The sequence below is a fragment of the Pseudomonas sp. NPDC089395 genome, from assembly GCF_044749525.1.
In the GTDB taxonomy this organism is placed as follows: Bacteria; Pseudomonadota; Gammaproteobacteria; order Pseudomonadales; family Pseudomonadaceae; genus Aquipseudomonas.
The window spans coordinates 1-23,392 of record NZ_JBIVID010000013.1 but is presented as its reverse complement, the minus strand read 5'-3'; the positions used below and the strand labels follow the sequence as shown (position 1 = coordinate 23,392).

The 23,392-nt window shown below is 56.1% G+C and carries 23 protein-coding genes; 8 read left to right on the top strand and 15 right to left on the bottom strand.

The genetic code is table 11. The features are described 5' to 3' along the window. Positions 1 to 31: 31 nt before the first annotated feature. Positions 32 to 817, top strand: coding sequence for a hypothetical protein (locus ACIPZG_RS23225; protein WP_400717266.1), 786 nt, complete (start codon positions 32 to 34; stop codon positions 815 to 817). A 50-nt stretch (positions 818 to 867) separates the two neighbouring features. Beyond that, positions 868 to 1,536 carry a hypothetical protein gene (locus ACIPZG_RS23220; protein WP_400717263.1) on the top strand — a complete coding sequence of 223 codons (669 nt, stop codon included), beginning with the start codon at positions 868 to 870 and terminating at the stop codon, positions 1,534 to 1,536. A gap of 276 nt (positions 1,537 to 1,812) precedes the next feature. On the opposite strand, the gene ACIPZG_RS23215 is transcribed toward ACIPZG_RS23220, so the two are convergent. The 13 genes from ACIPZG_RS23215 to ACIPZG_RS23155 form a co-directional block, all read right to left on the bottom strand. Beyond that, positions 1,813 to 2,523: a recombinase family protein gene (locus ACIPZG_RS23215; protein ID WP_400717260.1), complete on the bottom strand. Its 711-nt coding sequence runs from the start codon at positions 2,521 to 2,523 to the stop codon at positions 1,813 to 1,815. 1,110 nt (positions 2,524 to 3,633) lie between these two features. Further along, on the bottom strand, positions 3,634 to 4,893 hold the full coding sequence (locus ACIPZG_RS23210) for a hypothetical protein (RefSeq protein ID WP_400717258.1): 1,260 nt from the start codon (positions 4,891 to 4,893) through the stop codon (positions 3,634 to 3,636). A gap of 569 nt (positions 4,894 to 5,462) precedes the next feature. Further along, complete coding sequence (locus tag ACIPZG_RS23205) at positions 5,463 to 5,735, bottom strand: hypothetical protein (RefSeq protein WP_400717256.1); 273 nt, start codon at positions 5,733 to 5,735, stop codon at positions 5,463 to 5,465. After that, positions 5,735 to 5,905, bottom strand: coding sequence for a hypothetical protein (locus ACIPZG_RS23200; RefSeq protein ID WP_400717253.1), 171 nt, complete (start codon positions 5,903 to 5,905; stop codon positions 5,735 to 5,737). Before ACIPZG_RS23200 ends, ACIPZG_RS23205 begins: the two co-directional genes overlap by 1 nt. Positions 5,906 to 6,107: 202 nt before the next feature. Then, positions 6,108 to 6,383, bottom strand: coding sequence for a hypothetical protein (locus ACIPZG_RS23195; protein WP_400717251.1), 276 nt, complete (start codon positions 6,381 to 6,383; stop codon positions 6,108 to 6,110). Then, the gene (locus tag ACIPZG_RS23190; protein WP_400717249.1) at positions 6,380 to 6,673 is read right to left on the bottom strand and encodes a hypothetical protein; all 294 of its coding nucleotides are present in this window, start codon (positions 6,671 to 6,673) and stop codon (positions 6,380 to 6,382) included. Before ACIPZG_RS23190 ends, ACIPZG_RS23195 begins: the two co-directional genes overlap by 4 nt. A 55-nt stretch (positions 6,674 to 6,728) precedes the next feature. Further along, entirely contained in the window at positions 6,729 to 8,981 is a 2,253-nt protein-coding gene (locus ACIPZG_RS23185; RefSeq protein ID WP_400717247.1) for a hypothetical protein, read from the bottom strand. 41 nt (positions 8,982 to 9,022) lie between these two features. Next, the gene (locus tag ACIPZG_RS23180) at positions 9,023 to 9,544 is read right to left on the bottom strand and encodes a hypothetical protein (RefSeq protein ID WP_400717245.1); all 522 of its coding nucleotides are present in this window, start codon (positions 9,542 to 9,544) and stop codon (positions 9,023 to 9,025) included. Between the two features lie 893 nt (positions 9,545 to 10,437). Further along, entirely contained in the window at positions 10,438 to 11,019 is a 582-nt protein-coding gene (locus tag ACIPZG_RS23175; RefSeq protein WP_400717242.1) for a response regulator, read from the bottom strand. A 278-nt stretch (positions 11,020 to 11,297) separates the two neighbouring features. Beyond that, entirely contained in the window at positions 11,298 to 12,629 is a 1,332-nt protein-coding gene (locus ACIPZG_RS23170; protein ID WP_400717240.1) for a deoxyguanosinetriphosphate triphosphohydrolase, read from the bottom strand. Positions 12,630 to 12,727: 98 nt separating this feature from the next. Next, entirely contained in the window at positions 12,728 to 13,057 is a 330-nt protein-coding gene (locus ACIPZG_RS23165; RefSeq protein WP_008097183.1) for a hypothetical protein, read from the bottom strand. After that, positions 13,054 to 13,428, bottom strand: a complete 375-nt coding sequence (locus ACIPZG_RS23160; protein ID WP_400717237.1) for a phage holin family protein — start codon at positions 13,426 to 13,428, stop codon at positions 13,054 to 13,056. The genes ACIPZG_RS23165 and ACIPZG_RS23160 overlap by 4 nt, the downstream gene beginning before the upstream one ends. Positions 13,429 to 13,437: 9 nt before the next feature. Continuing rightward, positions 13,438 to 13,752 carry a YqjD family protein gene (locus ACIPZG_RS23155; protein ID WP_400717235.1) on the bottom strand — a complete coding sequence of 105 codons (315 nt, stop codon included), beginning with the start codon at positions 13,750 to 13,752 and terminating at the stop codon, positions 13,438 to 13,440. 325 nt (positions 13,753 to 14,077) lie between these two features. On the opposite strand from ACIPZG_RS23155, the gene ACIPZG_RS23150 reads away from it, so the two are divergent. The 5 genes from ACIPZG_RS23150 to ACIPZG_RS23130 all read left to right on the top strand — a co-directional run bounded on the left by ACIPZG_RS23150 (position 14,078) and on the right by ACIPZG_RS23130 (position 17,449). Beyond that, positions 14,078 to 15,286: an ammonium transporter gene (locus tag ACIPZG_RS23150; protein WP_400717233.1), complete on the top strand. Its 1,209-nt coding sequence runs from the start codon at positions 14,078 to 14,080 to the stop codon at positions 15,284 to 15,286. Positions 15,287 to 15,359: 73 nt separating this feature from the next. Further along, the gene (locus ACIPZG_RS23145; RefSeq protein ID WP_008097177.1) at positions 15,360 to 15,599 is read left to right on the top strand and encodes a glutaredoxin family protein; all 240 of its coding nucleotides are present in this window, start codon (positions 15,360 to 15,362) and stop codon (positions 15,597 to 15,599) included. Positions 15,600 to 15,707: 108 nt separating this feature from the next. Beyond that, the gene (locus tag ACIPZG_RS23140; protein WP_400717230.1) at positions 15,708 to 16,139 is read left to right on the top strand and encodes a D-Ala-D-Ala carboxypeptidase family metallohydrolase; all 432 of its coding nucleotides are present in this window, start codon (positions 15,708 to 15,710) and stop codon (positions 16,137 to 16,139) included. Between the two features lie 65 nt (positions 16,140 to 16,204). Then, positions 16,205 to 16,534, top strand: coding sequence for a transcriptional regulator (locus ACIPZG_RS23135; protein WP_400717228.1), 330 nt, complete (start codon positions 16,205 to 16,207; stop codon positions 16,532 to 16,534). 30 nt (positions 16,535 to 16,564) lie between these two features. Beyond that, entirely contained in the window at positions 16,565 to 17,449 is an 885-nt protein-coding gene (locus tag ACIPZG_RS23130) for a pseudouridine synthase (RefSeq protein WP_400717226.1), read from the top strand. A 56-nt stretch (positions 17,450 to 17,505) separates the two neighbouring features. On the opposite strand, the gene ACIPZG_RS23125 is transcribed toward ACIPZG_RS23130, so the two are convergent. Further along, positions 17,506 to 19,071, bottom strand: coding sequence for a methyl-accepting chemotaxis protein (locus ACIPZG_RS23125; protein ID WP_400717223.1), 1,566 nt, complete (start codon positions 19,069 to 19,071; stop codon positions 17,506 to 17,508). Between the two features lie 111 nt (positions 19,072 to 19,182). Next, the gene (gene acnA / locus ACIPZG_RS23120; protein WP_400717221.1) at positions 19,183 to 21,924 is read right to left on the bottom strand and encodes an aconitate hydratase AcnA; all 2,742 of its coding nucleotides are present in this window, start codon (positions 21,922 to 21,924) and stop codon (positions 19,183 to 19,185) included. Positions 21,925 to 22,144: 220 nt separating this feature from the next. On the opposite strand from acnA, the gene rlmM reads away from it, so the two are divergent. Then, positions 22,145 to 23,209, top strand: a complete 1,065-nt coding sequence (rlmM, locus tag ACIPZG_RS23115; protein WP_400717218.1) for a 23S rRNA (cytidine(2498)-2'-O)-methyltransferase RlmM — start codon at positions 22,145 to 22,147, stop codon at positions 23,207 to 23,209. Positions 23,210 to 23,392: the final 183 nt, after the last annotated feature.

The window sequence follows — 23,392 nt, the reverse complement described above, 5'->3', positions numbered from 1 at the left end:
TTTTTGCGATAATAGAAGGAGGGCGATAAGCATGGATATCGCATTAGCGGCAGATGTGGCGTGGCTGGTTTCAATTCCTGTGGTTGCACTGCTCATAAAATTTTATCTCCCCGGATATATAAAAGAGAAAGGGAAGAATCTTGCGACGAAGGAAGATATAGCTGGTATCACGGATCAGATTGAACAGGTGAAGGCAGAGTACTCGAAGCAGCTCGAACTCTATAAATCGGAGATATGGAAGTCTCAGCAAAACTATCTGCTGTTGCAAGAGGAAACAAAGCTAAAAGTTGAGGCTTTCAAGAAGGCTGTAGTGGATGTGGCAAAAATCACTGACCTCATTAATATCTATCAATTGCACTCTTCCAGTAGCGAGATGCATTCTGCGATTGCACAGATGGCTCATGATAAAGGGAATGAGGAAGTGGTGAAGGCAAGTTGGGATATGCACCTTGAGGAAAAAGGTAAGGCAGCAGCGCTGTACACTAAATTTAGAGAGTTAATTGTAGAGCTAGGTAGCACGTTTGCACTGTTCTCGGTTTACTTCGACTCTACACTTACCGAGTCTTTATACAAAATCCTCACGATGGCTCATGGTGCTGCTGAACTTAAAATGTCTCCTGCTGAGTTTCGTGAACGCTTAGATGCTGAGTACAGCAAAGGGCACGATCTGAATGTAATTCGGCAGATTGTGGGGACGCATTACGATACGCTTTGGGATGTGAAGCCGATTACAGCAGAGGCTAATCGGTTATTCCAGCTCATGAAGGACCACATCAAGCTGTCAGGGAATGAGAAGAACGCCCCTCACAAGAGCTAAAACGTCCGGCCCCGGCGCCGATGCCTCACAACCTGTCAGCGGAGAAATTCATGGGAACCGTAAGTAATTTCCTCACCACAATTAAGAATAGCGAGCAAGCACTAGATATCTTCAAAGATGGTGGCGAGGTGGCCATTGATGCTGTCCTAGAAGAGCATGGGATTGAAGGTGTGTTGAAAGATATCCCTATTCTTAATGTCGCAGTTAGTCTCTACCAAATGGGCAATAAGGTGTCTGCATACTTCTTCGCCAAGAATATGCTTGCCTTTCTCACTGAGATTGACAAGGTCCCTAACCAAAAGCGCATTGAATTTTTAGACGAAAACTGTGCTGATGAGGCTGGGATAGAGAACGTAGGCGAAGTGGCATTGATGATATTAGACAAGCTGGATCATCCTAAGCTTGCTGCAATGCTTGGGCGTGCCTTCGCACTCCTGACTCTCGGCACGATAAGCAAGTATTCCTTCGATATCTATGCCCACGTGATCAAGGCTATGAACCCATATCTACAGCAACAGCTAAAGCAGTGCTATCAATTCAAAGGAATGATAGGCGTTGATGCACCAGCAGCTCAGCTCTTGGCAAATTATGGGCTGCTCAAGTTTGGGTACAGGCTAAATCGAAGTGGAGATACTTTGAATATGCCGTTTACTATAGATACCACTTCTTTTGGAGAAATGTTTTATAGCAAAATCCTCATGGGTAGTAATGCCTACTGATTTCCCAGCCCCCGCGCCGCGAGGACCATGCACCTTGACCGGGTTCTTGATTTCAGGCTGGAAAATATAAGCTTGGTGTGCGTTTGGAAAAGCCGGTTTTGTGGGAACGCTGCTTAACGCTGTGCGACTGGTCTAAGCAGAAGCTGTTGAAATCCAAAAGTAACATGACGCCCGTCTATCGGATGTGACGAATCCGTCAGTGTTAATGTGCCTCTAGGCCAGAGAATACGCGGGGTGCAGGCGAAGACGTCTCAATAGAACGTCTACTACCTGCCCTTAGAAAGAAACGTTGAGAGCCAACATCAGGCGACGTACAGCAGTGGCGTTGAACTCACTACCCCTTGGGGTACGCAGCCCCTTCCTATTCAGGCAATCGGCTACTGATTGAAGCGTGCTGATCTTGTCATGCAGGCAGGATTTCAGGTGAGGCTCGATGTTCGTTTGGTAGGTGTTGATCTTGCTCATACGGATGTTGTTGGCTGCTGTGATATCAGCCACTGCACGGCCTTTGGCTTGAGCTTCTGCACGATTGGCCACCTTCTGTTGAGCTACAGCATCACCAGCATCTGCACGCCTCTGGAGTGATGCCAGAGCTTCCTTGGTACGAGTGGCGATGAACTCTCGTTCCTGCTGGGCAAGGGCAGCGAATAGATGGAGTTGAAACTTGTCTGCCTGTGGCATCGTGGCCACCTTGAAATCAACCTGCTCCATGAGCTGTGCAATGTGTAGCACGGAGCGTGACAGGCGATCCAGCTTGGCCACCAGCAATTGAGCATTGTGTTGTTTGCACATTGCCAGAGCTTTTGCACCTTCTGGACGATCTTCTAGAGCGAGCTTACCTGACACAACGTCCACGAATTCACCAATGACATTCCAGCCGTTCGCTTGGGCCGCACGTTGGATGTAATCACGCTGGGCTTCCAGACCTAGGCCAGAGTCACCTTGGCTCTTGGTGGATACCCGAATGTAAGCAACAACGTTTGTCATGATGATGGCCCGTCTGTGTGTGAGGCCAATTTAGCAACTGCCATGAGTATTTGTCAATTGGGCAGACGTTCGTTAGTGCAAATGCAAAATCCCTGTTCCCCAAATGACAAATGCCAAGTTGAGAACTCGCACCAGACAGCATTTGTTCGCATTTGAAATCGCTGCGAGAAAAGAGTTGACAGGGCGACTTGCACCTGATCTTGCAATTAGTCCGGCTTGCCTGTTTGAAAGTTTTTACAAATATTTTGAAAAGTTGCGAGAGAGAAAGCGTTTTGTTAAGCAATCTGCACGTAGCAGTCAGGTGGCTAAGTGTCACGAAGCTGGAAAACAAAATGTTCACAGGAGGCTGTAAGCCTTGAGTGGCGTGGGTTGGAGTGGTGTTGGAAGAGTTGTTGGAGCAGATCGGGGTGTGCTGGGTTGGAAGCTTGGGAGCCGGGTAGCACTATGAGACTATGACCAGAATCGTGGTTTTGGTCACGTTTTGAAGGGTTTATTGGGCAGGAAATTGGCAGTGATTTGTACTGCTACGGGCGTTAATTGCAGTTTAAATCTCTGTCATAGGCATTTTATACAGTGAATCTGAATCCGTCGCATTATATAGAGCGTAGAGATTCTATCCCTGCTGCTATGCCATTGGCGTTGGTGTCCAGGGTGTGCAGGATGCTCAGGATGTTGTCATGCACGTTCGTCGATCCTCGCTGCTTGATCCAGAGGGACAGCTCTTCAAGGCCAGCACGTAGAGCTAGCTGGTTTAGTAGAAGTAGTTCGAGCGTATCAGCAGTGATGGCTGAGCGGTCATCCATGATTGTCTGCCTTCTATTAGAACGATGTGCTTTCGCACGATGCTGGTGGATATTGTGAACGTCCGTTCACAGGGATAGCCTTGGAAGAGTAGCAGAGCAGACAACAACAAGAAGAACTGGCGTTCTTAGGGTGGTGCAGCAGTGTGTCGTAACCGACACGGTGGAAATCCGTCACTTGAAATGTGGCTCAAGGCCACGGAATGCAAGGGCTGTGGGCGAATCGGCCTCAATAAAACCTCTTCTACTCCAAGCTGTCATCACTTCCCTCAAGGCGAAGAAATGCCCGCCATGGAGGCGGGCAAAAGGATTAGAACGGAGGTTGTTCGACTTCATTCCCCCAAGGATCGAGCACAACCATTGCTCCATCGAATACGGCTATTGAGGCAGCCTGTGGGACGAATGTAGCGTGCACCACTGCTGCACCATGAGAGATGCCAGCAGATGCCTTGTAAGCTGCCAGAGACGTTCTGTGGAGTTTTGCACCTGCTCTTGGGCTATGAACGAAGTGGAAGGATTCAACAGCGTAGGCAGGAAGATCATCAGCGCCAGCATCATCGTATGTGATGAAGGTGTAGGCGGTGTTCTCGCCAATCACCATTTCAAGCGTGTCAGCCATTACGACAATCGACTTTCCATGCAGCACGTCGAACAGCATTTGTTCGTGATGCTTGGAAAATAGACTGTAGTCGCTACCTTGGGTTGCTAGGGCGTCTTCAAGTGCGTAGGCATAGATTCCAAGCTCTGGGCGGTAGGTAGATAGTCTGTGAAGCTCATGGGTCATTACGTCGGCGGGATGGGCTGCTAGACAGGAAACGTAGTCGCCGGCTTCCTCGTCTAGCAAGGCCGCTTTGATGTGCTGTAGTTCCCGAGTTTTCAGGTCGTGTACCTTCTCCAGGTCTGGCAGGGCTGCACGGTGGGATTCGTCAGAAGGGTTGTAGTTGTCGATAATCCACTCTGTGAGTTGGCTACGTTGCGTAGGCTTGATCTTGCACGCCTTGACGACCTCCTGCACCAAATCCTTTCCAAGATACTTGATGACCTTTTCCACTACAGCAGAAGGTGAGTTGAAAGATTTGTTCACAGAATGCTTAGGATCAAGTGAGAAGCGGCTGACAGACTTGCCGAACCCGTAGTGTTTTGCTCCGTGGGCACGGTTGAGGGTTTTGGGGGCGGAAACGAGGTTTTCAGCGTATAGCAGGCCAAGCTGGGAGCTGCCTTTAACTGGAGCGATGTGGGACAGTTCGTAAGTGGAAGTGTCGCCGTATCCGTTCCACTTCATGTTGTTCTTATAGACTTCGTGAAGCTCGCACAGAGACTCTAGCGTATGGCCACGTAGAATTTCGATTGTCTGAGCACGGAGGCACTCGCCAGCGATGTAGTAGAAGAAAGCAGATTTCAAGGCTTTCTCCAGCGGGTCAATCCTCTTGCTCTTGTTGCGGGTAGTGGCTCCACATTTGTTAGAGCAATACTTTGCAGTGGCTACGCTGGTTGTGAATCGTTTCTTGCAAGTTTTGCATACCGGGCGGCGTGTCTTAGTGGTTGGTTTGGGTTGTGTTGCTTTGGTCATTGCTTGTAGCTCCTTCTTGGGCTTGGGATAGTGTTAGGGCGGTGTAGCGACAAAGTGGCGAACAGAACGTGTAGCGTCGATTCGCTACAAACTCTTTCAAGCAATGTTGGCAAGTGTTGATCTGCACGAACATGCCGCCACGTTTGGTTTTGGCGTTCATATAGTTTCTCCATTTGATGTGTTGGCAAGAATGTAATAGACAATAGCGTCTGTAAGCTCTTGTGAGGCGTCTCACAGGCTTTCTAGAGATGTTGGGTATGGAATGTACTGCCTGCTGTCAAAGCTTCTTAAAGCGCTTCACAGGAGGTTACAGAGGCATGTGGGAGTTGCAGGATAAAGATGATACAGATGACATTGCGTCACTGCGGAACAAATCTATTTCCTACCTATGTTAAGTGTAACATGAAATCTTTACACGTCAATACTATAAGGCAAGATAGTTGTGAATATTTTCCATTAACGCCACTTTGACTCCTTGCGAGAATGTTCGCTGTCATGTTTGTCATGACGTTTCCCATTTCTCTTGGTGTTGTTCTTGGGAGTGTGCTGTTCGTCTTCGTAGTTTTCAATCATTTCTTGCCATACCTCTCTTGCAGCATTCGCACTGTAAAGTCTACGTCTGTTTGTTCTGGTGCATCTTGGATTGTTGGATTGGCTTCTGCATAAGCCTTCAAAAGCTTTTGCTGCTCTCGCAAGCGGATAAACTCTTGTGCGTATCCAAGCGAGTCAACATTGCCCATTCTCTTCAGCACGACTTCACGAAATGCTCTGTCGGAGTTTGGGTAGATGCGCTGTAGGTCATTTATACGGTAGTTGTGTGTAATTTGTTCGATTGTTGACATCATTGCACAGTCTCAGCATCTTGGATAATCGAAAGCTGTTGTTGTAGGCGGCGGTCACATTCAGCCTCAAGCTCTTTCAACTTGAATTTTGCAATTGTGATTGTGTCGTTCAGTTTTGCCATTTCCTCGCATAGTTCACGAGTGCTGCGGCGGTGTAAGTATTGTTTCATCTGGTCGCTCCTTAAATGTTAAACATCGTTTTGGCGTCACGCTTGAACTGAGCTTCGCTGACGTTGTAGTCAACACAACGTACTAGGTGGGCCACTAGATCGCTGAACATGTACGGCACGTGGTGGCCGAAACTCTTTTCAAGGTAGTGGTAGGCTGCTTCGTACTGGTCAGGGGCATTCCTGATTTGGCTGTATTGGATTCTCATTCTTCGCCATCCTCTTCAATCTTGTCATAAATGGCTTGGAGTTCGACCTGTTGCACATCAGCAGGCTTAATCATGTACACCACTTGCTGTGCAGCTAGATTCATGTTGGCGGCGATCAGGAATGAATCATCTGCACGGGTATAGCCTTGAGCTACAAGGGCGTCGTAACGTTCGAACATATCTGGGAAGTAGTTGGATAGGATGATGTGGTAGCGGCCATGCTTCTGGTATTGAGCGAAGGCTTCGTCTTTCAGGGTTTGAATGTTTGTCATTTTCGGGTTCCTCTTGAAATGTATGGGTTGTACCTTGGGTCACAAAAGCCATCTGTAGAGTCTTTTGGACATTGCAGGGTGGCAAGGCGTGTTGTTGCGCTGGAGATTTCAGACATGAGCGAAAGCATTTTAATCTGAGTTTCCTTGGAGCTGTTGTCAGAATACTTACGCACCTGCTCAAACTCTAAGGCTGTTCTCTGCTCCAAGTCGTGCTGTGCTTTCGATGTTGAAATTGTAAACATCAAGATCAGTGTCAGGAGCACTACCTTGATAAGGTCGTATAGGGTCATTTGGGATTTCTTGCGGTTGATGGATGGAATGTAAGGAGCATTGCACTCCTTACAGTTAGCGCTCTGCTTGCTGTGAACGCATCTTGCCGACTTCGCCACGGAAAAGACCTTGCACCTCTTCTTTGATGAGGCCGGGCAAGTCACGTTTGTGTTGTGTGAACTGATCAGCCCAAGCTTGTTGGTCTGCGGTAGAAGGTAGGCCAGTAGTGTCAAAGTTGAAGGTATCACCGGCAACGTTAACAGTGACTTGGTTGTTACTATTGCTCGTAAACGCACCTTGCAGAGCCTTACTAGTGCTATCGGCCATTACAGACTGTAGAGCATTGATGTTATCAGCGAAGGCACCAAATCCGATCTTGAGATTTGACAAAGAATCGCTAGGCGTGTCAGGCATCTTGAGTTGCAGTTTTGGAACTATTCCGGGCATTAATGCCGTGAAAGATGAATCCGCACTACCAAGATTGTCTTGTGGTGCGACCTGTGGAACGTCAGTCTTCTTATTGAAGAGCCAGTTCCAAAACCTGTTAACGGGGTCTTTCTCGCCAGCTAATGCAGATTGGGTTGGGTCATACTGTAGTGTTTTGCCAGTTAGAGCGCCGGGATCAATCGAAGGTGCTTCAATATTGAAACCACGGGTAGCCATATCCATTACCTTCTCTGCACTGGTCTTTTCACTACCATCGGCGTTGCGACCAATGGTGAAGCGAATCAAGCCAGTTTGAGCTTGGGTCAACCCTGCATCAAAATCTCTTAGCAGTTTGGCTGCTGGCTGCAAGGCATCATTCAACTCCTTGTGAGCTTGAACGTTATCCCGCATCACTGCGTTTAGCTCTTGCGTGTTGTTAATCCCAACAGCATTCAGGAACTCTTGGTTTTCCTGCAATGTTTTGGCAAAGCCTACGCTGTTCTTCTTGCTTTCAAAGATGGCTTGGTTTTCAGCTACCATCGTTTCCATGCCCTTGGTGATCCAGTCAAGCTTGACACCACCGCCTTTCTTCATTCGCTTATTAAAGGCAGCAACAGCTTTCACCGGATCATTGATTTTCTCTTCTTCACCAAATGCACGTGTGACGTAAGGTACTAACATCGGCATACGTTCAGATAACACGTTCCAATCACTCTTGTCACCAAGGCCATCTGTACTAACCTGATTGAGCTGTCTGTTAACTTCGCGGCTACTGTCTTTAGTCAATCCTGCTACTGTGAACGCTTGCTGGCGAAGCTTGTACTCTTTGACAATTTGATCAGTGGTCTTGCCAAAGGCTTGTTGCATCCCAACGAATGTACGGAAATCTTCGGCGGTTTCATTGCTGATTTCTGCACCAGATTCAGTAGAAAGATTTAGGAATGTATCTTTCCAAAGTTTTCGGGTTTCTGGCGACTTGCCCAATCCTACAAACGCACCTTCAAACCTTTCCGCATCCACTACGCCCGACTTACGATTTTCGATACGTTCGCCAAGCTTTGACATTGCGACCGACAAACCCGCAATTGCTGCACCTACACCACCAAAGGCCAGCATAGGCGTCATTCCCATGCCGCCAAACATTCCGCCTGCTGGAGCGTTCTGGCGTGCCTGCCATGCTGCATGACGTTGCTGTGCCCATTGGAAGCGTTGTTGGCTCTGATTGGCGTTCTGTGCCTTGTTTGCCGCTGTCTGTTGTGCTGCTGCCATTTGGGTAGCATGCTTCTGAGCACGAATGTAAGCGACCTGCTGCGCGTGGTTCATCTGTTGTTGAATACGCTGCAACTTTGACATAGAAGCTTGGTGAAGATCGTTCGCCTTCTGTGTTGCTTGGCGAGTCTTGAGTAAGATTGCTTCTAACTTGGCTTGACGGGTCAAGGAAGCTGTCAGGGCGTTCTGGGAGGCGAGTTGAGCCTTCGTTGTACCCTGAGCCTTGGCTTGTGCAGCAGCGGCCTTAGCAGCGACTACAGCGGCATCCCTTTGAGACTGGAGCACCGCATTATTAAGATGTGCCTGTGCTTTGGTTCCAGCATACTTGAGTTTCTGCTGTGTTAACTCTTGTGTGAACGTCTGACGTTGTTGGTTTGACAATGCGGCTTCTGCACGCTGCTGGCGCTTCAAAGCTGTATCAAGCTTTGCCTTGGCCTTATCAACGGCTGTGGTATCTACTTTCAATTTCAACCCTTTGGCCATTGCTTTGGACAAATGCTCATACTCTTTTGCAAGGGCTGTCAGTTGCTTGTTGGCATTTTTCATCATGTTGGAAAATCGGGTGAAGCCCGTATTATCAATATCGAACTTCAATACGCCTGTTAGCTGGGCGATTGTCTCCTTCATAGGCATTGTTTGTTATCCTTTTTGATGGGGGCGAAACGCCCCTCTTATTAACGAGCGTGGAGTCTTGGACGGTCTACACGGTCAAATGCAAGGTTAAGACTTGTGTCGTATTCTCTTGCCAGTTCTGCACGTAGCTGAGCCTTTCGCTCTTCCTCGCGGCGTTCAAACTCTTGCTCAATGAATGCCTGACGCTCTTGAAGCTTCTTGGCTTCCTTGTTGTGATTCTCTACAGATTTCAGATAGGCTTGTTCTGCAAGCTGTGCGATTGTAGGGATATAAGTTTCGAATACGTGGTCTGGGCAGATGGCGGTAAAGGAAAGAGGAACGTTGGGGGCCACATAAAGGTTGAGAACACTTGTGTCGAGGGTCCAGCCATCTTTAACTAAATCGGCAAAACGTTGCATGCCCTCGTTCACGCTTCTAACAATGAACTCTGTGCGGCCGGTTTTGTGAAGAGAGCCCTCAAGTGTGGCGGGGGCTTTGCGGGCAGCCTTAATAGCTTGTTCGATATACTCTGCTTGCTCGGATTTGAGCACTTTGCGATTTTGTTCTGGTGCATATGTAGTCATTTTGGTTCTCCATAGATATGTTGTTTTGTAGCTTCTAATACTGTTGTTGCTGCTTGAGCGAGGCAAGCCACCGATACGCTGGCAGACAGCATTGAAAATATTACGATCATGATTTCTCCTTGTTGATGTGTTTGGAGGGAGTGAGTGATTTAAGCTAAAGCTTGTTCAGCGTCGATTGATGCTGCTCTTTTGTCAGCACGCCAAAGTCGCATGAAGCATTTGTGGGAGCAGGTACGACGTTTGGATTTGTTCTTTGTGATCACCAGCTTTCCACAGCAGGCACACGGAACTAGAAGAGAATTGGACATAGCATCTCCTTAAATGAAATGTGAGTATTTTGAATTGAGCTTAAAAAGAGACCAGCACGGGGCTGGCCTAAGAATGCAGAATGAATGTTGGAGGATGCAGTCTGCTAAGTATTTGAACGCCAGTTGTTGCAGCAGCTACTGGCGAAAGCTGACATCAGGCTAAGAAGGAAAGCCCCTGCAGAATGTTTGATGAAATGAGAGTGACAGCATTTCGTCGCCAACGGCTGTCTGCGTTGCATGGAGGGTTCCCGCCCTTGCGACTTGATGTGATTACAACCGAAGTCTGTATAACGATTGTAATTACAAGAGGAAGAGTCTAGCTTTTGGCATTCTGCTAGAAGAACTGAACGAAACGTAGAAATTCTACGTCCTGCTGGGGAGAGTTTGGAAATGTAGTTCTAGGATGTTCGGCTAAGAATAAAACGAAGAAGACATTTCCTCACTTCCATATCTATATGATAGCAAATGATTCTCATTCTGTCAAGGAAAATCTTCACTTCTGATTGCTTTGTGAGAAATTATGTGATAGCGATCCGTATGGGGTCACTCCTAATTTTGTCTTGAGTGGTGCAGGTCAGCCCGGCCTCAGCTTGGGGTATGATTTGTGTACATGTGAAATTGTTGCTTGTAGGTGCTGACAGTCTTGTTGCTCAAGAACATGCCTGAGGCAATTTCCTTGTTGCTTCTTCCTTGGGCAAAAAGTTGCAAAACCATGAGTTCGCGATCATTGACCTGGCGGAACAGCCTGAGGTCGGCTTCCGCTGTTTCGTGGTCGTGGTGAACGGCCTGGCTTGGGAAGTAGTTGTATCCGGCAAGTACGGCTTTTATCGCACTGAGCAGTTCACTCAGATCTTCTTGTTTGCACACATACCCTGCGGCTCCCGAGTGCATGCAGCGTAAGGCGAACAGTGCCGGTGATTGCGCAGTGAGAACAAGCACCTTGGAGGGTAGGGCCATGGCCTGAAAGCGCGAAAGCACCTCCAGACCGTCCAGCCTGGGAATGCTGATGTCGAGAATCACCAGGTCTGGGAGGGTTTCGCGAATCATCTGCATGGCATCGACGCCATTGTCTGATTCGCCAACGATCTTGTAGTTCTGGTTCTCGAGCAACATACGGACAGCCAGGCGAATGACTGGATGGTCATCGACTATGAATACGGTGTACATGTTCAAGTTCCCTGCGGCAGATGACGAAGGCAGGGCGCACCTTAACCTAGTTGCAAGTCGCCGGGGGTGCGAGGAGAGGCGAATAGGTTCTTATGGGAAATTGCCTACAAGAGAAATCAACTAACGCTACGAAGTGTAATAAATTGATTCTCTGTCACTGCAGTTCTAGGGGCTGTTGGGTTGTTCTCTTCATGCGTGTTTAATGATTAAACGTCAATTGTAGGAAGCGTCCTACAAAGATGCCGCTGGCTGGTTTAGCCAGGCGGCATCGCACACGTTCAGGTCGGGCTGGACCGTCCGGTCATTTCCCGGGCCATTTCGCTTGCATAGCTGTCGGTCATCCCGGCGATGAAGTCGATCATGCGCAGAAAGGACCTGTACAGCGAGTCATGCGGACTGGGAGCATTACTGCCGATCAGGTCCAGGACACGCCGGCTCTTGAACGAAGGCGTGCGCCCGCCGTGCTGTTCGAGGGCGGCAGCGCAGAACGTGTTGAGCAGGATTTCCAGGGTGGTGTAGGCACCAATCTCGTGCAGCGTCTTGCGTTTATCCTGGAATATCTTGTTGCGCGCCATGTCCTTGGCCTGCAGCACGCAACGCTTGGCCGGACCGTGCATGTGCTCGACCAGATCGCCGCTCAACTGCCCGGCAAGCAGTGCTTGCTGTTGCTCGACGAAAGCGTGCGCGGCGGCGTTGGTCAGGTGCTCGATGGCCTTGCCGCGCAGAATCGCCAGTTTGCGTCGCCGCGAGTCCGAAGGGCCGAGCTGGCGATAGGTTTCGGGCAGGTCATCGCCAACCAGGTCAAGCAGCAGCGCTTCGACTTCGGCGTAGTGCAGCAGCTCCATCTCCAGGCCGTCTTCCAGGTCGATCAACGCATAGCAGATATCGTCCGCGGCCTCCATCAGGTACACCAGCGGATGGCGTGCCCAACGCTGCGGTTCCAGCAAAGGCAGGCCCAGCTTGCGGGTGATCTGTTCCAGCAGCGGCAGCTCGCTCTGGTAGCAGCCGAACTTGTGCTTCTTGTAGCCCAGGGCATCGGCGTGCCGTGCTGTCCACGGGTACTTCAGGTAGGTGCCAAGGGTGGCGTAGGTCAGCCGGGTGCCACCCTCGAACTGGTGATATTCAAGCTGGGTCAGTACGCGAAAACCCTGGGCATTGCCTTCGAAATTGAGAAAGTCGCCACGTTCGTCGTCGCTCATGTCATCCAGCCAGCCACGTCCAGCGGCCTGCTGGAACCAGTGGCGGATGGCGTCTTCACCGGAGTGGCCGAACGGCGGGTTGCCGATGTCGTGGGCCAGGCAGGCGGACTGCACGATCATGCCCAGATCGCTGGGAGCACACCAATCAGGCAGGCTGTCACGCAGCGTTTCGCCCACGCGCATCCCCAGAGAACGGCCTACGCAACTGACCTCCAGGGAGTGTGTCAGGCGTGTGTGGATATGGTCGTTGCTGGAAACGGGATGGACCTGGGTCTTGCGCCCCAGGCGGCGAAATGCGCCTGAGAAGATGATCCGGTCGTGGTCCTTGTGGAAGGGGCTGCGCCCCAGTTCCTCGGGGCTGTACAGGGCTTTGCCCAGACGTTCGCGGGTGAGCAGGGTATGCCAGTCCAAGGCTCGGTCTCCTGTCGATCGAAGGGCCTAGCATCCTGCGTCAGGCAGGGCGGCGCAAGGGGCAGGGGGCACCGCTACCGAGGCAGCGGTGCCCACGATCAGGGGCGTCGCCCTGCTTGCAGGTAGAGGCGTATCAGCGGCAGCAGGCTGCTGCCCAAACGTACCAGGCGGCTCAGGTTCCCGCTGCGTACGCCCTTGCCGGTCAAAAAACCCAGCGCCACGACTGCGCCAATGCCCCAGAGGGGGGCGTGCTTGATGCCCAGCCCTTCGTGCAGCGACCCGCCCATGCCGCGCAGCCGCTGCAGGGGTTGCAGCAACTGTCCCGATTCGTGGCGGATTTCCTGGCGATGCATCTCCATGCGCAAGCGCAGCAGCGCCTTGCGCAGCTCCCTTGGGTTTCGGGTGTTCGGCAGCTCAGGCAGGCTCATGGCAACAGGCGCTCCCGGTCCTTGGCAAGTTCTTCGAGGGTGGCGCCGAAGGGCGACGACTCGTCGAACACCGCAGCCTTCAGCCGTAGGGCGCAATACAGTGCGGCGATGCCATAGAACACGCACAGGCCGATGATGCCGGCCAAGCGGTAGCTGTCCCACAGCAGCACCAGCAGCAGGCCCGACAAGGCCGTCAGCAAGAGCAGCGCGAACACCAGCGCCAGCCCTGCGAACAGCAGCAAGCTCAGGGTGCGTGCCTTCTGCTCCTGCAGCTCGATGCCGAACAGCTCGATGTGGCTGTGCAGCAGCCCCAGCAGTGCTGCGCCCAGGCGCTTGCCTGAAGCGCCGCTGGCAATGGCGTCATTCTCCATAGGGGCTCCTCAGCGTCGATTGGCCAGCAGGCCGATCAACAAGCCGACACCGGCGGCGATGCCAATGGTCTGCCAAGGGTTTTCCTGAACGTATTGTTCGGCGCTGCCCAGTGCCGCTTGGCCGCGTTCTCTCACCGAATCCTGGGTCAATTGCAGTGTTTCGCGGGCTTGGGTCAGGCGCTCGTGAATCTGCTCGCGCAATTCGTCGGCCTGATCGCCTGCCAGGTTGGCGGTGTCGGCCAGCAGTTTCTCGGTATCACGGACCAAGGCCTGGAAGTCAGCCATCAGTATGTCTTGTGCAGTCTTTGCCGATTTGCTGGCCATGGGGCTCTCCCTGTGTGGTGTGTAGATCATTCGAGTTTGCCGGTGCGCGGAAGGTTCACTGTAGCGCTGGTATGGGCCTTGCTAAGCCTTGCTCAAAGGAACGTGCCACAACCTGGGGCTTCGTCCCGGGCCGTGCGCCGATCCAGGGCAAGCACGCCCGGCGGATACCGATAAACCTTAACCCAATCCTCGACAAACCCAAGAAAAAACCACGCAGGCTTCGCCCGGTTCGGCAAAAAATGGGCAGGGAGCTGGCACCGATTCGGTGCAGGGATGCAGGTTCTTGAACTGTCCTGGTGCCTTTTTCAGCAGGTCTGCCTCTTTCATGGAAAACATGCACAGCGCAATGGACTCACTGGTCCACGGTTCCAACACCCTGTTCATCCTCATGGGCGCCATTTTGGTGCTGGCCATGCATGCCGGTTTCGCGTTCCTCGAAGTGGGCACGGTACGCCACAAGAACCAGGTCAATGCCTTGTCGAAGATCCTCAGCGATTTCGCCATCTCGGCATTGGTGTATTTCTTCATCGGCTACTGGATCGCCTACGGGGTGAACTTCTTGCACCCGGCGGCGCAACTGGCGGCGGACCATGGCTATGCCCTGGTCAAGTGCTTCTTCCTCCTGACCTTCGCTGCCGCGATCCCGGCGATCATTTCGGGTGGCATCGCCGAGCGGGCCCGTTTCCTCCCGCAGCTCTGCGCCACGGCGTTGATCGTGGCGTTCATCTATCCGTTCTTCGAAGGCGTGGTGTGGAATGGCAACCTGGGGATCCAGGGTTGGCTGCAGGCGCGCTTCGGTGCGCCGTTCCATGACTTTGCCGGTTCGGTGGTGGTGCATGCCATGGGCGGCTGGCTGGCGCTGGCGGCAGTGTCGCTGCTGGGTGCGCGGCGTGGGCGCTATCGAGAGGGGCGCTTGGTGGCGTTTGCGCCGTCGAGCATTCCGTTCCTTGCCCTGGGTTCGTGGATCCTGATCATCGGCTGGTTCGGCTTCAACGTGATGAGTGCCCAGACGCTGCAGGGTGTCAGTGGCCTGGTGGCGATCAACTCGCTGATGGCCATGGTCGGCGGCACCTTGGCGGCCTTGCTGGCCGGTCGAAACGATCCGGGCTTCTTGCACAATGGACCGCTGGCCGGGCTGGTGGCGATCTGCGCTGGCTCCGACCTGATGCATCCGATCGGCGCGCTGGCCACCGGGCTGGTGGCGGGTGTGCTGTTCGTGTGGAGCTTCACCGCCGCGCAGAACCGCTGGAAGATCGACGATGTGCTGGGTGTCTGGCCGCTGCATGGGCTGTGCGGGCTGTGGGGCGGCATTGCCTGCGGCATCTTTGGGCAGTCTGTCCTGGGTGGCATGGGGGGTGTCAGCCTGATCAGTCAGCTAATCGGCAGCCTGGCTGGGGTGCTGGTCGCACTGGTTGGCGGCTTTGGCGTGTATGGCCTGATCCGTAGCGTGCTGGGGCTGCGCCTGAGCCATGAACAGGAATTCCAGGGCGCTGACCTGTCGCTGCACCGTATCGGGGCCACCAGCCAGGATTGAGCCAGGCAAGGTGCGCAGGGGGCGGGACGGACCTAGAATAGGTATCTCTCCAATCCCAACCGAGCCTTACTCCATGCTGCCTGAATGCCAACTCTTCGGCACCGTCGGCTGCCACTTGTGCGAAGTGGCCGAAGCCGTGTTGATGCCCTTTGTCGAACATGGCTTGCTGGTCGAGCTGGTCGACATCGCCGATAACGAGGCGCTTTTCGAGCGCTATGGCCTGATCATCCCGGTGCTACGTCGTAGCGACACGAGTGCCGAGCTGCACTGGCCCTTCGATGCCGAACAGGTGGTGGCGTTTCTCGCGCAGTGATGACGCCAGGGGAGCTCCATCCCTGCGCCATGATGAATGCTGTGTGGCAATGATCGAGTGCCGGCGCACTGACGCCGGCCTCTTTCATGGGCCATCAGGAATTCAGCCATGCTCATCACCCCGCATTTCACCCTTGATGAAATGACCGTTTCGCAGCTCGCCGCCAGGGAAGGGCTCGACAACAGCCCGCCACCGGAGGCGCGCGCCAATTTGCAGTTGCTGTGCGGTGCACTGGAACAGGTGCGCGCGCTGTTCGATGCAAAGATCATCGTCAGCAGCGGCTATCGCAGTGCTGCAGTCAACAAGCGCATTGGCGGCGCGCCGGGGAGCCAACATGTGCAAGGGTTGGCGGCTGACTTCACGGTGTTCGAAGTGAGCCCGCGTGAAGTGGTGCGCCGGGTCAGCGAAAGCGCCATACCCTTCGACCAGTTGATCCTTGAGTACGACCATTGGGTGCACCTGTCGGTAGTGCATGCCGCACCCCGGCGGCAGGTGCTGACCATCCGCAAAGGAACAGGCTACCTGCCGGGGCTGCAATGAACCGCATTGACGGCGGCAGCGGGATGTTCGTATGCTGTATATAAATACAGTATCGAGGTGAATCCATGCTCAACGTCGAGCAACTCAAGTACAGCGTCAACCGCATGTCGGTAGAGCGGGTGTGTGACGCTGTGCTGGAATTACGCCTTGAAGGCCTGGTTACCGATGACCGAACGCCGTTCGGCAAGGTCCACTTCAATACCTGCTTCGCCGAGATCGAAGCCCTGTTCCAACGCGCCGGCTACCACCGCGGGCTGGACGTGGTTGGTTACCAGGGCTTGCTGTATGCGCTTTATGACCCCGGCCGCTGGGAGCCCGTGCAGGTGTTGCGCTGGCTGAAGGAGCGCAGCGAGCAAGGGGGCGAGGCTGGTTGTGCTGCCGAGCTTGGGGGATAATGCCCGGCTTTGATCGACTCGAGTCCCGCCATGTCCAGCCCTTTCGACCCCGCCCGTCAGCAAGCCAGCACGGTGTGTCTGCCGCCTGGCAACTGGGCCACGGTGCTCGATTGTCTGTGCGACCACTTCAAGGCCATTGGCCGCGATCAATGGCTCGATCGCTTTGCCCGTGGCCGTGTGCTCGACGCCGAAGGGCAGGCGGTCGCTGCCGATCTGCCTTACCGCCGCGGCATGCGGTTGCATTATTTTCGTGAAGTGGTGAACGAGCGGCCGATTCCGGTGGAGGAAACCATCCTGCATGTGGACGAGCATCTGGTGGTGGCCGACAAACCGCATTTCCTGCCGGTCACACCGACCGGTGAGTATGTCGAGCAGACCTTGCTGCGGCGCCTGATCCGTCGCCTTGACAACCCGCACCTGGTGCCGCTGCACCGGATCGACCGGCATACGGCAGGCTTGGTGCTGTTTTCCGCCAACCCGCAAACCCGCAGCGCCTATCAACGGCTGTTCCCGGAGCGGCGTATCGACAAACGCTACCAGGCCATCGCCGCAGCCATGCCCCAACGGGATTTTCCCTTGGTCCACAAAAGTCGACTAGTGCATGGCGAGCCGTTTTTCCGCATGCATGAGGTGGAAGGGGCGGACAACAGCGAAACCCACGCCGAAGTGCTGGAGAAGCACGGTGAGCTGTGGCGCTACGGCCTGTCGCCGGTGACCGGCAAGACTCACCAGTTGCGGGTGCACATGGCGGCCTTGGGAGCGGGCATCTGCAATGACCCGTTCTATCCCGAGCTGCTCAAGGTAGATGACGATTATCAGCGGCCTTTGAAGCTGTTGGCGCACACCTTGCGTTTCAGCGACCCATTGACGGGCGAAGAGCGTTACTTTGAAAGCCGCCTGACGCTGGATTGGTAGGCGGTTGCAATCTGTGATGGCCCATCGCCGGCAAGCCGGCGATGGGCCATGCGAGCTTAGCGGTTGAAGCGCTCCACCAGCGAGTACTGTCCACCTGCCGTGGTGCTCAGCGCTTCACTGAGCAACGCCGAATGCTGCGCCTGTTCGGCGGTCTGATCGGCCAACTGGGCGATGGTGCTGATGTTGCGGCTGATCTCGTCCGCCACGGCGGTCTGTTCTTCGGTAGCCGCAGCAATCTGGGTGGCCATGTCGGTGATGTTGGCCACTGCCTCACTGATGCCGACCAGCGCCTGGTCGGCCTGCATGACCCGTTCGACACCTTCCTGGGCCTGGCGGTGGCCGCTTTCCATGGTCTGCACGGCGTTGTTGGCGGTTTGCTGCAGCTTGGCAATCAGGCCGTGGATCTGCCCGGTGGACTCGGCGGTACGCTGGGCCAGCTGACGCACTTCATCGGCGACCACTGCAAAACCACGGCCCATTTCGCCGGCACGGGCTGCCTCGATGGCGGCGTTCAATGCCAGCAGGTTGGTCTGGTCGGCGATCCCCTTGATCACATCCACCACGCCGCCTATCTCGTCGCTGTCCTTGGCCAGCTGAGTCACGGTCGCGCCGGTTTCGCCCACCGCGCTCGACAGGCGCTCGATGGCGTCGCGGGTTTCCCCGGCAATCTGCCGGCCCTGGGCAGTCAAACGGTTGGCTTCCTGGGTGGCGTCGGCGGTGCGCTGCACATGGTTGGCCACTTCCTGGGTGGTGGCGGCCATCTGATTGACGGCGGTGGCGACCTGTTCGGTCTCCACCCGCTGGCGCTCCAGCCCCGACGAACTCTTGTGGGCCAGGTCATCGGACTGACGTGCTTGGTCGCTCAGGTGTTCGGCACTGTCCTGCAGGCGGGTCAGGCAGGTTTTCAGGCGCGCATCCTGGCTGAGCATGGCCATCTCCAGGCGTGCCTGGACGCCACGGCTGTCGGTGAACATCTGCGCGATCAACGGGTCGGAGGTGGTCTGTTCGGCCAGGCGCAGCAAGCGCTTGAGGCCCCGTTGCTGCCAGCCGAGGCCCAGCAGGCCGAGTGGCACCGACAGGGCAGCGGCCAGCGCAAAGCCCCAGGAGTGACCCAGCCAGTTGCCAATCAGGAAACCGACCTGGCTGACCAGGATGAACGGCAACCAGTCCTGCAGCACCGGTAGCCATGTGTCACGGCGCGGGATCGCGGTCTTGCCCTGGTTGATGCGTTGGTACAGCGCTTCGGCGCGGCGGATCTGCTCGGCGCTGGGCTTGACCCGCACCGACTCGAAGCCGACCACCTGGTTGTTGTCGAAGATCGGCGTGACGTAAGCGTTGACCCAGTAATGGTCGCCGGACTTGCAGCGGTTCTTGACGATGCCCATCCACGGCAAGCCTTGCTTGAGGGTTTGCCACATATGGGCAAAAACCGCCGACGGTACATCGGGGTGACGCACCAGGTTGTGCGGTGCACCGGTCAGCTCCTCGCGGGAGAAACCGCTGATCTCGATAAAGGCATCGTTGCAGTAGGTGATCACACCCTTGGCGTTGGTGGTGGAGATCAACCGCTGTTGTGCAGGGAAGGTCCGTTCCCGTTGGGTAATCGGCTGGTTGTTACGCATGGGTCGAGTAATCCGCAAGGCTTTCGATGGGTATCGGCAGGCCGGCGGTTTTATTGAATGAATATTTGCCAGGCGCAGGGTGGAAGGGGCCGCAGGGCGGCCCCAACCGCTCTAGCTCGCGATCAGTTGGCGCAGCACGTAGTGCAGAATGCCGCCCGCCTTGAAGTACTCCACTTCATTGAGCGTATCGATCCGGCACAGCACCTCGATCTGCTGCAGCTGTCCATCCTCTCGGGTGATGCGCAGGGGCAGGGTCATGCCAGGTTTGATAGGCGCGCCAGCGAGTCCCACTACGTCGATTTGCTCCTTGCCGGTCAGCCCCAACTGCTTGCGGTCGTGCCCGGCCTTGAACTGCAGGGGCAGCACGCCCATGCCCACCAGGTTGGAGCGGTGGATGCGCTCGAAACTCTCCGCCAGCACCGCCTTGACCCCCAGCAGGTTGGTGCCCTTGGCCGCCCAGTCGCGGCTGGAGCCGGTGCCATACTCCTGGCCGGCGATCACCACCAGTGGAGTGCCCTCGGCCTGGTAGCGCATGGCGGCGTCATAGATAGACAACTTCTCGCCCGTGGGCACGTGCAGGGTATTGCCGCCTTCTTCACCCGCAAGCATCTCGTTGCGGATGCGGATGTTGGCGAAGGTGCCGCGCATCATCACCTCATGGTTGCCGCGCCGTGAACCGTAGGAGTTGAAGTCGCGCGGCTCCACGCCCTTGCTGCGCAGGTAGCGGCCGGCCGGGCTGTCGGCCTTGATGTTGCCGGCTGGGGAGATGTGATCGGTGGTCACCGAGTCGCCGAGCAGGGCAAGGATGCGTGCGCCCTGGATGTCCTTGATCTCAGGCAGCGGGCCGCTGATTTCGTCGAAGAACGGTGGATGCTGGATGTAGGTGGAATCGTCCTGCCATACATAGGTGGCCGCTTGTGGCACTTCGATGGCCTGCCATTGGGCGTCGCCGGCGAATACCTCGGCGTATTCCTTGTGGAACATCGCGGTGTCGACCTGGGCCACGGCAGCGGCGATTTCCTGCTGGCTGGGCCAGATGTCGCGCAGGTAGACCGGTTGGCCATCCTTGCCGGTGCCCAGTGGGTCGCAGGTCAGGTCGATGCGTACGCTGCCAGCCAGGGCATAGGCCACCACCAGCGGCGGCGAGGCCAGCCAGTTGGTCTTGACCAGCGGATGCACGCGGCCTTCGAAGTTGCGGTTACCCGAAAGCACCGAGGCAACCGTGAGGTCGGCGCTGGCGATGGCCTTCTCGATGGCCTCGTCCAGTGGCCCCGAGTTGCCGATGCAAGTGGTGCAGCCATAACCGACCAGGTCGAAGCCGAGCTCGTCGAGGTAGGGGGTGAGCCCAGCGGCGTTGTAGTAGTCGGTTACGACCTTGGAGCCGGGTGCCAGAGAGCTCTTCACCCAGGGTTTGCGTTGCAGGCCCTTTTCCAGGGCCTTTTTCGCCACCAGACCGGCCGCCATCATCACGCTGGGGTTGGAGGTATTGGTGCAGGAGGTGATCGCCGCGATCACCACGGCGCCATCGCGCAGGGTGTAGGTCTGGCCCTGGTGGCTGTAGTCGACCTCGCCGGCCTGGTCGGCATTGCCCACCGCCACGCCACCGCCGCCCTCGCTTTCCAGGCGACCGACCTCCTTGGCCAGTGGCTTGGGTTGCAGTTCGATGAAGTGGTCGAAAGCCTGCCGGACCTGACCCAGGGCGACCCGGTCCTGTGGCCGTTTCGGCCCGGCCAGGCTGGCTTCGACTTCGTTCATGTCCAGCGCCAGGGTGTCGCTGAACAGCGGCTCCTGCCCCGGCAGGCGCCACAGGCCCTGGGCCTTGCAGTACTGCTCGACCAGTTGCACCGCCTCGCTCGGCCGGCCCGACAGGCGCAGGTAATCGAGGGTGACCTCATCGACCGGGAAGAAGCCACAGGTGGCGCCATACTCGGGCGCCATGTTGGCGAGGGTGGCACGGTCGGCCAGGGGCAGGTCGGCCAAGCCGTCACCGTAGAATTCGACGAACTTGCCGACCACGCCTTTCTTGCGCAGCATCTGCGTCACGGTCAGCACCAGGTCGGTGGCGGTGATGCCTTCGCGCAGCTTGCCGGTGAGTTTGAAACCGATCACCTCCGGGATCAGCATCGACACCGGCTGGCCGAGCATCGCGGCTTCCGCCTCGATGCCGCCTACACCCCAGCCGAGCACGCCCAGGCCGTTGATCATGGTGGTGTGCGAGTCGGTGCCGACCAGGGTGTCGGGGAAGGCGTAGGTGCGGCCATCCGCTTCACGGGTCCAGACCGTGCGCCCGAGGTATTCCAGGTTGACCTGGTGGCAGATGCCGGTACCAGGCGGTACCACGCGGAAGTTGTCGAATGCGTCCTGGCCCCAGCGCAGGAAGGCGTAGCGTTCGCCATTGCGTTGCATCTCGATGTCGACGTTCTCGCTGAACGCCTGGGGCGTGGCATAACGGTCGACCATCACCGAGTGGTCGATCACCAGGTCCACCGGCGACAGTGGGTTGATCCGCTGCGGGTCGCCACCGGCCTTGGCCATGGCGGCACGCATGGCGGCCAAGTCGACCACCGCCGGCACGCCGGTGAAGTCCTGCATCAGTACACGCGCCGGGCGGTACTGGATCTCGCGATCGGAACGGCGTTCCTGCAGCCAGCCGGCGAGGGCGCGCAGGTCGTCGCCGACGACGGTTTCACCGTCTTCCCAGCGCAACAGGTTTTCCAACAGTACCTTGAGCGACATGGGCAGGCGCTGCAGGTCGCCAAGCTGTTGCGCGGCCTCGGCGAGGCTGTAGTAATGGTAGGTGTGGCCAGCTACCTGCAAGGTCTTGAGGGTGTTCAGGCTATCGAGCGAGGGCATTGCCAACTCCTTCTGCACCGGTGCCCGGCCAGTGTTGTTGGCCGGTGTCACCGCTCTGTTTCGGCCCGCACGGCACGGACCTGGCTGAAAGGTCAGGTTAGACCGCTTTGGTACCCCTGACCCTTTTCTGGACCGGCGGGGCGTGTCGCAGGTTCCGAACTTCCTTTATCATCGCCGCCCTGCCGGCGCCCGTGGTGCGCCAGCCGTAGTGGAGTGAGAAATGAATACCCTGTTCATGCATTGCCGGCCCGGTTTCGAGGGTGAGGTCTGCGCCGAGATCAGCGAGCAGGCCGCCCGCCTGGGGGTTGCTGGCTATGCCAAAGGCAAGGCGCACAGCGCTTGCGCCGAGTTCGTCTGTGCCGAAGCCGAAGGTGCCGAACGGTTGATGGCGCAGCTGCGCTTCGCCCAACTGATCTTCCCGCGGCAGTGGGCGCGCGGCTGCTACATCGAACTGCCGGAGAGCGATCGCATCAGCGTGCTGCTTGAGCACCTGGCCGAGCTGCCGGTATTTGGCAGCCTGTGGCTGGAAGTGCTGGACAGCAACGACGGCAAGGAGTTGTCGACCTTCTGCCGCAAGTTCGAGGTGCCGCTGCGCAAGGCGCTGGAAAAGGCTGGGCGTCTGGTCGATGACGCCAGTCGGCCACGTCTGTTGCTGACCTTCATCAGTGGGCGGCGGGTGTTTGTGGGTGTGGCGGAAGCGAATAACAGCGCGCTGTGGCCGATGGGTATTCCGCGCCTGAAGTTCCCGCGCGAGGCCCCCAGCCGCTCGACGCTCAAGCTGGAAGAGGCCTGGCACCAGTTCATCCCGCGGGAACACTGGGAGCAGCGCCTGGGCGATGACATGACTGGCGTCGACCTGGGTGCCTCGCCAGGTGGTTGGACTTACCAGCTGGTGCGTCGCGGGATGCTGGTCACCGCCATCGACAACGGGCCGATGGCGGAAAGCCTGATGGACACTGGCCTGGTCGAGCATCTGATGGCGGACGGGTTCACCTGGCAGCCGAAGCAGCCGGTAGACTGGATGGTGTGCGACATCGTCGAGAAGCCGGCGCGCACCACCGCGTTGATCGAGACTTGGCTGGGCGAGGGGCTGTGTCGTGAGGCGGTGGTCAACCTCAAGTTGCCGATGAAGCAGCGATATGCCGAAGTACGGCGTTTGCTAGATCGGATGGAAGCGACGTTCAAGGCGCGCAAGGTCAAGGTGTCGATCGCCTGCAAGCAGCTGTATCACGACCGTGAGGAAGTGACTTGCCATCTGCGCAGGCTGGACTTGAAACCTCGATAGTACGCCGGTTGCTTTTGCTTTTGCTTTTGCTTTTGCTTTTGCCTTTGCTTCTAAGCGCGCGGTAGTACAGGCGCCGCCAATTGCGACTTCAGGAGGCCGAGCGGAGGTCTTGCGGAGGGAGGTGACGGGCATGGATGCCCGTCAAGCGCTGGGCCCCAGGATGGGGCCTGCAGCGCGGTCCTC

What these genes read in the sequence shown, in the direction of transcription:
- ACIPZG_RS23185 (WP_400717247.1), bottom strand. Translation starts at nt 8,981, where the DNA reads ATGCCTATGAAGGAGACAATCGCCCAGCTAACAGGCGTATTGAAGTTC.
- ACIPZG_RS23140 (WP_400717230.1), top strand. Translation starts at nt 15,708, where the DNA reads ATGCTCATCACCCCGCATTTCACCCTTGATGAAATGACCGTTTCGCAG.
- rlmM (WP_400717218.1), top strand. Translation starts at nt 22,145, where the DNA reads ATGAATACCCTGTTCATGCATTGCCGGCCCGGTTTCGAGGGTGAGGTC.
- ACIPZG_RS23150 (WP_400717233.1), top strand. Translation starts at nt 14,078, where the DNA reads ATGGAAAACATGCACAGCGCAATGGACTCACTGGTCCACGGTTCCAAC.
- ACIPZG_RS23220 (WP_400717263.1), top strand. Translation starts at nt 868, where the DNA reads ATGGGAACCGTAAGTAATTTCCTCACCACAATTAAGAATAGCGAGCAA.
- ACIPZG_RS23125 (WP_400717223.1), bottom strand. Translation starts at nt 19,071, where the DNA reads ATGCGTAACAACCAGCCGATTACCCAACGGGAACGGACCTTCCCTGCA.
- ACIPZG_RS23190 (WP_400717249.1), bottom strand. Translation starts at nt 6,673, where the DNA reads ATGACCCTATACGACCTTATCAAGGTAGTGCTCCTGACACTGATCTTG.
- ACIPZG_RS23195 (WP_400717251.1), bottom strand. Translation starts at nt 6,383, where the DNA reads ATGACAAACATTCAAACCCTGAAAGACGAAGCCTTCGCTCAATACCAG.
- ACIPZG_RS23210 (WP_400717258.1), bottom strand. Translation starts at nt 4,893, where the DNA reads ATGACCAAAGCAACACAACCCAAACCAACCACTAAGACACGCCGCCCG.
- ACIPZG_RS23155 (WP_400717235.1), bottom strand. Translation starts at nt 13,752, where the DNA reads ATGGCCAGCAAATCGGCAAAGACTGCACAAGACATACTGATGGCTGAC.
- ACIPZG_RS23160 (WP_400717237.1), bottom strand. Translation starts at nt 13,428, where the DNA reads ATGGAGAATGACGCCATTGCCAGCGGCGCTTCAGGCAAGCGCCTGGGC.
- ACIPZG_RS23135 (WP_400717228.1), top strand. Translation starts at nt 16,205, where the DNA reads ATGCTCAACGTCGAGCAACTCAAGTACAGCGTCAACCGCATGTCGGTA.
- ACIPZG_RS23225 (WP_400717266.1), top strand. Translation starts at nt 32, where the DNA reads ATGGATATCGCATTAGCGGCAGATGTGGCGTGGCTGGTTTCAATTCCT.
- ACIPZG_RS23130 (WP_400717226.1), top strand. Translation starts at nt 16,565, where the DNA reads ATGTCCAGCCCTTTCGACCCCGCCCGTCAGCAAGCCAGCACGGTGTGT.
- ACIPZG_RS23200 (WP_400717253.1), bottom strand. Translation starts at nt 5,905, where the DNA reads ATGAAACAATACTTACACCGCCGCAGCACTCGTGAACTATGCGAGGAA.
- ACIPZG_RS23145 (WP_008097177.1), top strand. Translation starts at nt 15,360, where the DNA reads ATGCTGCCTGAATGCCAACTCTTCGGCACCGTCGGCTGCCACTTGTGC.
- ACIPZG_RS23165 (WP_008097183.1), bottom strand. Translation starts at nt 13,057, where the DNA reads ATGAGCCTGCCTGAGCTGCCGAACACCCGAAACCCAAGGGAGCTGCGC.
- ACIPZG_RS23215 (WP_400717260.1), bottom strand. Translation starts at nt 2,523, where the DNA reads ATGACAAACGTTGTTGCTTACATTCGGGTATCCACCAAGAGCCAAGGT.
- ACIPZG_RS23180 (WP_400717245.1), bottom strand. Translation starts at nt 9,544, where the DNA reads ATGACTACATATGCACCAGAACAAAATCGCAAAGTGCTCAAATCCGAG.
- acnA (WP_400717221.1), bottom strand. Translation starts at nt 21,924, where the DNA reads ATGCCCTCGCTCGATAGCCTGAACACCCTCAAGACCTTGCAGGTAGCT.
- ACIPZG_RS23175 (WP_400717242.1), bottom strand. Translation starts at nt 11,019, where the DNA reads ATGTACACCGTATTCATAGTCGATGACCATCCAGTCATTCGCCTGGCT.
- ACIPZG_RS23205 (WP_400717256.1), bottom strand. Translation starts at nt 5,735, where the DNA reads ATGTCAACAATCGAACAAATTACACACAACTACCGTATAAATGACCTA.